A 6,274-nucleotide genomic window follows, 5' to 3' on the forward strand; every position below is an offset into this window, starting at 1 on the left:
CCCGCCGTGTGACCGAGGATATCACAAACGATGCGGTGCACTTCCCCGCGTTCCCGCGTGTATCGAGAAAGCAACTCTTCACGGCTGCCGAATCCGACCCTTTTGGCCAACTGAGCCTGGTCATCGGGGGACTGCGGCAACTGCGAGACCGAACTGTTATCGACCCGCCTCAGCGCCGCCTCCAATTGCCGGAAAAATCGGTACGCGTCCGCCAGCGTACCCGTTTGCGATTCCCTGCCCCGTTCCCCGAGCCTGCCAAGCGCATGCAAGGTGTTGGTCTCGAAAATCTTTTCCCGCATTTGCAGGTACTGCGTTGCGAACTCGACGGCCATGAGGCCGCCACGCCCGGTCTTGAGATGATAGAAATCCGAGCCTTTCTCGCGTTGCGTCACCACGCGCAGATACATTTCTCCGATCCTGTCGCGCAGGTCACCCCGCTCCGCCGCCTTTTCCCACATTCTCCGGACCGCCTCCGCCAGTGGAGCCGCGTGCGGGCCGCCCACGACGCGGGCTTTGGAAAGGGACTGCATTTCCCACACCTGAGCGCGGTTTTCGAAGTAAGCCTGGTATTGGTCAAGCCCGACCACCAGGGCGCCGGACTCCCCTTCGGGTCGCAGACGCGTGTCCAACCCAAACACGCGGCCCTCGCTCGTTTTGGTGTTCATGAACTTGATCAGCCGCTCCGCCAAGAGCGGATCTTCGCCCACTAAAACCACGTCGAGGTCGGCGCCGTAGAGAAGCTCCCGTCCCCCAAACTTTCCAAGCGCCAGCACCGTGAGGCCGGTCGAAGAGCCGGCAAGCTGCATGCAAAAGTGAAGGCACGCTTCCGCGAGGTTGGTCATTTCCTCCTGGAGCGCCTCCAGCGAGGCCAAGCCGAGCACGTTCTTAAGCACCAGCCGCACAAGTTCCGCCCTGCGGTAAACCCGCACCCAGGTGCCGGGGTCGAGAGTTTCGTAGTTCTGCGCCAAGCCCTTTTCGAAATCGGCGACGGTATGGCTGGCGCTCAGGTCACGGCCCCGGGCGACTTCCTCGATGAGCTGGGGCCGTCGAATGACGATCTCGGAAAAGAAAGCGCTCGCATCGAACAATCGGACCAGGAGCTCAAGCAGGCGCGGGTTTGCCAGGAGGGTTTCGAACAGGGCGCCACGAATGCCGTAAGCATCGACGAAACGGACAAAGCGGTTCAACGCCGCGTCCGGGTCAGCCATGCGGGAAAGCCAGTTGACCAGTTCCGGCTCGAGCTTGCGATACAGCCGTTTATTGCGCGGCGCGACGTGCACGCCGGCCGGGCCGCTGGCCAGCGCGCCCAGCGCACGCCGCGCGGTTTCCGGTGCCCGGAAAAATCCGGTGGGCATCGGGCCGGCCGGAGGACCCGAACGTCCCTGTAAAAGGTGTTCGAAGGTGGCGCGAACCGCCTGCGTATGCTTTGACAGGGTCTCGAGAAAGCGATCACGCGACTCGAAGCCGAGCGTTCTGCCGATCAGCGCCTGAGTTTGCGGATTGGCCGGTAAAGTGTGCGTCTGCTGTTCACGAACCATCTGCAGGCGGTGTTCCACCGTTCGCAGAAAAACGTACGCGTCCTCCAGGGAACGCACGGCCGCTACCGGCAGCAACTGCAACCGTTCGAGTGCGATCAGCGTTTTCAGGGTATTCCGGCCTTGTAAAAAGGCGTGCCGGGCACCGTGCAGCAGTTGCAGCGCCTGGACCGTAAACTCGATTTCCCGGATCCCGCCGAAGCCGAGCTTGACGTTCCGGTGCAACTCCTCATTGCCCACGAGGTCGCGTTCGATGCGGAGCTTGAGGTCCGCCACTTCATCCAGCAATTCGACCGAAACGAGCTTCGGAAAGATAAACGGCTGGAGCCGCTGGTTGAATTCGTAGAGCAATTCCCCGTCTCCGCAGATGCCGCGCGCCTTGATCAACGCCAGGCGCTCCCAGGTTTCGCCGTACCCGGAATAGTAGTGCTCCATGCTGGCCAACGACCTCACGAGCGGACCTGCCGCTCCCTCGGGCCGAAGGCGAAGGTCGATGCGGAACAAAGGATTCTCCTTGGTGCTGAAGGTATCGACCACCCGCTGCGCGATGCGCGTGTAGTACTCGTGGTAACTGAAATTCGGGTTGAGCGCCCCGTCCTCACCGTAGAAAAAGATGACGTCGATGTCCGAACTGTAATTAAGTTCCTCCCCGCCGAATTTGCCCATGGCGAGCACTCCGATGCCGGTCGGCGGGGTACCCCAGCGTCGCGCGGCCGTGGCGAGCGCGCCTGACAAGACGGTGCTGACGCAGCGTTCGGCCACGGCGGTGATATCGGCGGTGGTTTCGACGAGGTCAGCCTGCCCGGAAAAATCTCGGAACCCGATACGAAGCAGCTCGTCTGATTTCCAGCGCCGGAGCCAGGAAAAGGTCTGGTCCTCAGCGAGTCCCGGGTCGGTCGCCGCGTCGCGCAGGCGCATTTTTGACGAGGTCACGTCGGCGCTTAACAACCATCGCAAGAGCTCGGGGTGCCGCTGGATTTTCTCCAGGGAGCCAGGCGAGTAAGTGAGGAAGTTAATGAGGGTAATCTTCCGGCCGGCAAACTGGTCCAGCAACGCCAATAGCCGCGGTTCGACCTCGTTGAGGGCGATCAATACCCGCTCCGCGCCGTCCGGATCAAGGAGTTGGCCGGCGAGCTGCGCGCGCAGCGAAGTCAGGGCGGTCCGGTCCTCCATGCAGGTTAGTTAGTTAGTTGGGTTCGTTACTACTACTACTACTACCTATTTATTGAACAGTTTCTGCCTGGCGCGCTGGAGGATGGCGTGCTCCGCACGGGTCAGGCTCTTGAAGCCTTCACGCCTGATTTTTTCCAACACGGGATCGACCTGTTCGCGCATGAACTGGTCACAACTCATCCGCTCAAGCCGGAGGTCGCGGTTGCGACGTTCGCGCCAGCGCCGTTCCAGGCGCCACGGACTACCGAACCCGAGGTATCGGGCATAGATGCAGCCGGTGAGTGCCCCGACGAGGCTGGCCACGGCGGAGCCATGAGTTGCGCTGGCGTGCCCACGCCAGCAGAAGATCGCCAAAACGAGGATCAACGCCCAACCAAGATATTTATAGGGCACCCAAAGGCGGGGCCAACCCGGGAGGCAGAGCGGCCATTCCGGCAGGATGGTAGTGCACGCGAGTGCGAACGCGCAAACGGCCGGCTGTGCCCCGAGTAGAAGGTGTGCCGGTGAAACCAGCGCGTGAGCGATCGCACCCGCTGCGCTCGCCGTGGCGACTAACCCGAAGAAGTGGCGGCGGCCTAAGATCGCTTCCGATTCGCATCCGGCCAGCATGAATCCCACCACACTCAGGAGGATCGGCCAAGGGCTGTGTAAATCGTGCAACCACAGGTACGTAAACGGCTGCCAAAGCATGCCGTTCAGCAGGCCCCAACGGCTTGCGCCGAGGAGGTATTCCGGACAATTCACGCCTGCAGCTGATAGAAGCGATTCAAAGGAATACACGGCCACCAGCAGCAGTGCGATGCAGGCGGCAACCGTGACGTGCCCGCGCCGCCACGGTGCGGCTAAAAATTGAATTTGCGTCCACTTCATACTTGGATGCTCCCTCCCAAAGTTCCCGAGCCTCACCTTCTAAGTACGCGTCAAGACGGCCAACGAGACGTCTGCTAAATGCGGCAACACAGAACGGGTGGCGGGCGCCGGCGCGGAACCCGGACGGGCCGGGTTTTCAGCGGCCGGCGGGCCGCGGGCTGCGGCGGGGAACGAGCACCCGTAATCGTTTGGCCGCCAGTTCGAAACGGACCGGGGTCCGGAGTGAAACCTCGCCATCGACTTCGACGGGAGTATCCTGATCGCTGACGACGGAGAGCGCGGGCACCTGCAAATACTCGACGTCGGGCATTTGTTCAGGTTTACCGGCCAGAATGCCTTGGAGATACCGGAAGATGTCCAGGTAACCCTGGTTTCGAAACATCAAGAGATCGAGCCGGCCATCGTTGTTTTGGGCCTGGGAAAAAACGGAAAACGGCCCGCCGTAATGGCGGCCGTTGCCGATGAGTGCGAACGAGGCCTCGAACTGCCGGCCATCCGCACACGCGATCTGAAGCCGCGGGGGCGGGCTGCTGATGATCTGCAACGCCGCGAGGACGTAGCTTAACGGACCGATGGTACGGCGGATGGTGACATCGGTGGCCTCGACCGCCCGTGCATCCAGGCCGACGCCGGCCAACTGCACGAAAAACTGATCATTGGCGCGTGCCAGATCGATCTCGGCCACATGACCGTCCTCAATCACCTCCCAGCATTTCCGGATCTGTTCAAGCGGCAGCCCCAACTCGTACGCAAACACGTTCATCGTCCCGATCGGCAGGATGCCGAGCGTGACGGGCCATCCAGCGATGCCGTTGACGACTTCGTTGACGGTGCCATCGCCGCCGGCTGCGATCACCACTTCGTGGCCGTCGTGAACCGCTTGTTCGGCCAGCCGCATACCCTGCCCCGGACCGTTGGTCGGCCAAAGGGCGGCACCGCGTACGATCGATCTGAGCGTGTTTTCGACCGAACGCGCCTTCTCACCCTTGGCAGCGGGGTTGAAAATCACGACAACCTTCTGCTTGTTCATTGCCCCGGCATCCTCTTAAGTTCATCTCTTGTCCGCTCGATACGTAAAGCCTTTACTTCGTCTGTTTTCGCTGGTTCTGGCCGCCGTCGGGTTACTTTTCGCGCTCGGGTTGCTGGCGATCAATCTCTACCTTCAGTCCCCCGGCACCCGGCAGAAGATCTGCCGCGCGCTGAGCCGGAGCACCGGCCTGCCGGTCAGCGTATTTCGCATCTCGTATGACCCGTGGTCCGGGCTGGTCCTTGACGAGGTGACGGCTCGCGAACCGGGCGGTTCGACCGCCATATTTCGGGCCAGCCGCATCAAAGCGCACTTCAACCACCTGAAGCTCTTGAACCACAAACCGGTGATTAAACAGTTGAGCCTCCAGGGCGTCGACGTCTCCGTGCCTCTGGCGATGTTGACGGCAGCGGAAGCGCATCCAACCGACTTGCCGGCACCAAGGCCGCCTCCCGCCGCCGGCAGCACGCCGCCGGTCGCGGCCGCCGGTGCGCCCTCGCGGAACAAATTCCCGGCAGCGTCCTCGATCAGGGTTCAACGGGTTAAACTGACGCAGGGCACGATCACCCTGCTTTCACGTGACAGCACGGTCGCCGCCACCATCCGGAACCTGGAGGTTTTCGCGCGGCTGCAGAGGGGGGTGTATGCTGGTCGGATGCTGGCCGCCAGCGTCTCGACGGGCAACAATACGCTGGTCTGTGCGGAGCTGGCGTCTCCGCTGTTTGCGTCCGCCGAACGAGTCGAACTCCCGGCGGTGCAGGCGAAGCTCTGGGGAGGATCGCTCAGCGGCAGCTTCCAGATCGCATTGAATGCACCTCCGTACCGCTACGATTTAAGATTGGACGTGTTTGACGCCAGCGTGAGCGACATTGCCTCCCGCGCGGCCGGAGTCCTCGACCAGGCGCACGGGAGGCTTCGCGGCAGACTGGATTTGCACGGCGCGGCGGGTGATGCCGCTTTCAACTCAGGTGAAGGCCAGGTGGAAGTCGTGGCCGGCTACCTGGATCAGTACCCCCTGCTTCAGGAGATCGGACGCTGGACCCAGATCGATGAGTTGCAGCGCCTGGACTTTAATGAAGCCCGCTCACACTTCCGGATTGCGGGCATCACCTTGTACATCGACGAGATCAGGCTTCTGTCCAGGAATTGCGACGTGTGGCTCTGGGGGCAGATTGACGCCGCTCAGAAGCTGGACCTCAACGGCCGGTTGATCGTCAACCAGTTTCTGAGCCAGAAAATCCCCAACGAACTTGAGGAAAACTTCGTCACCAACCCGGACAATCATACCCGCTTTCTGGACTTCCGCGTCACCGGGACCTTGGGCCATCCGCAGAGTGACCTCCTGGACCGGATGATCGGCGATAAGCGCAAACTGTTCCGGAAACTCTTGCGCGGGGACCGCCATGAACGGTAGCGGGAACCCCGTTCGGAGTTCGGTCACACGGTCACACGGCGGGCACAGCGGGTTTGGCGGGCACAACGACGGAGTTCACACGGCGAACACGGCGGGAAGACAGGAATCATCCGCAGAACACGCAGAAGAACGCAGAAAAAGATCCACGAAACCGGAGCTTGACACCGGCAGCTCGCCCCCATGCTGCCGCTCCGAACTCCGAACTCCGAACTCCGAACTCCGAACTCCGAACTCCGAACTCCGAACTCCGAACTC

At 61.8% G+C, this 6,274-nt stretch carries 4 protein-coding genes; 1 reads left to right on the top strand and 3 read right to left on the bottom strand.

Annotation, left to right across the window (positions count from 1 at the left end):
• The 3 genes from JO015_04480 to JO015_04490 form a co-directional block, all read right to left on the bottom strand.
• Positions 1–2,708 (bottom strand): hypothetical protein (locus JO015_04480; protein ID MBV9998353.1); only part of this gene is annotated, 2,708 nt, incomplete at its 3' end.
• Between the two features lie 45 nt (positions 2,709–2,753).
• Positions 2,754–3,578 (bottom strand): rhomboid family intramembrane serine protease, encoded by an 825-nt coding sequence (locus tag JO015_04485; protein ID MBV9998354.1) that lies wholly within the window; start codon positions 3,576–3,578, stop codon positions 2,754–2,756.
• Positions 3,579–3,714: 136 nt separating this feature from the next.
• Positions 3,715–4,608, bottom strand: a complete 894-nt coding sequence (locus JO015_04490; GenBank protein ID MBV9998355.1) for a diacylglycerol kinase family lipid kinase — start codon at positions 4,606–4,608, stop codon at positions 3,715–3,717.
• A gap of 28 nt (positions 4,609–4,636) precedes the next feature.
• Between JO015_04490 and JO015_04495 the strand changes: the two genes are divergently transcribed.
• Positions 4,637–6,019, top strand: a complete 1,383-nt coding sequence (locus tag JO015_04495) for a hypothetical protein (protein ID MBV9998356.1) — start codon at positions 4,637–4,639, stop codon at positions 6,017–6,019.
• Positions 6,020–6,274 lie beyond the last annotated feature (255 nt).

The organism is Verrucomicrobiota bacterium (genome assembly GCA_019247695.1).
Taxonomy (GTDB): Bacteria; Verrucomicrobiota; Verrucomicrobiia; order Chthoniobacterales; family JAFAMB01; genus JAFBAP01.

Coding starts and splice junctions, on each gene's coding strand:
- JO015_04490 (MBV9998355.1), bottom strand. CDS start 4,608: ATGAACAAGCAGAAGGTTGTCGTGATTTTCAACCCCGCTGCCAAGGGT.
- JO015_04485 (MBV9998354.1), bottom strand. CDS start 3,578: ATGAAGTGGACGCAAATTCAATTTTTAGCCGCACCGTGGCGGCGCGGG.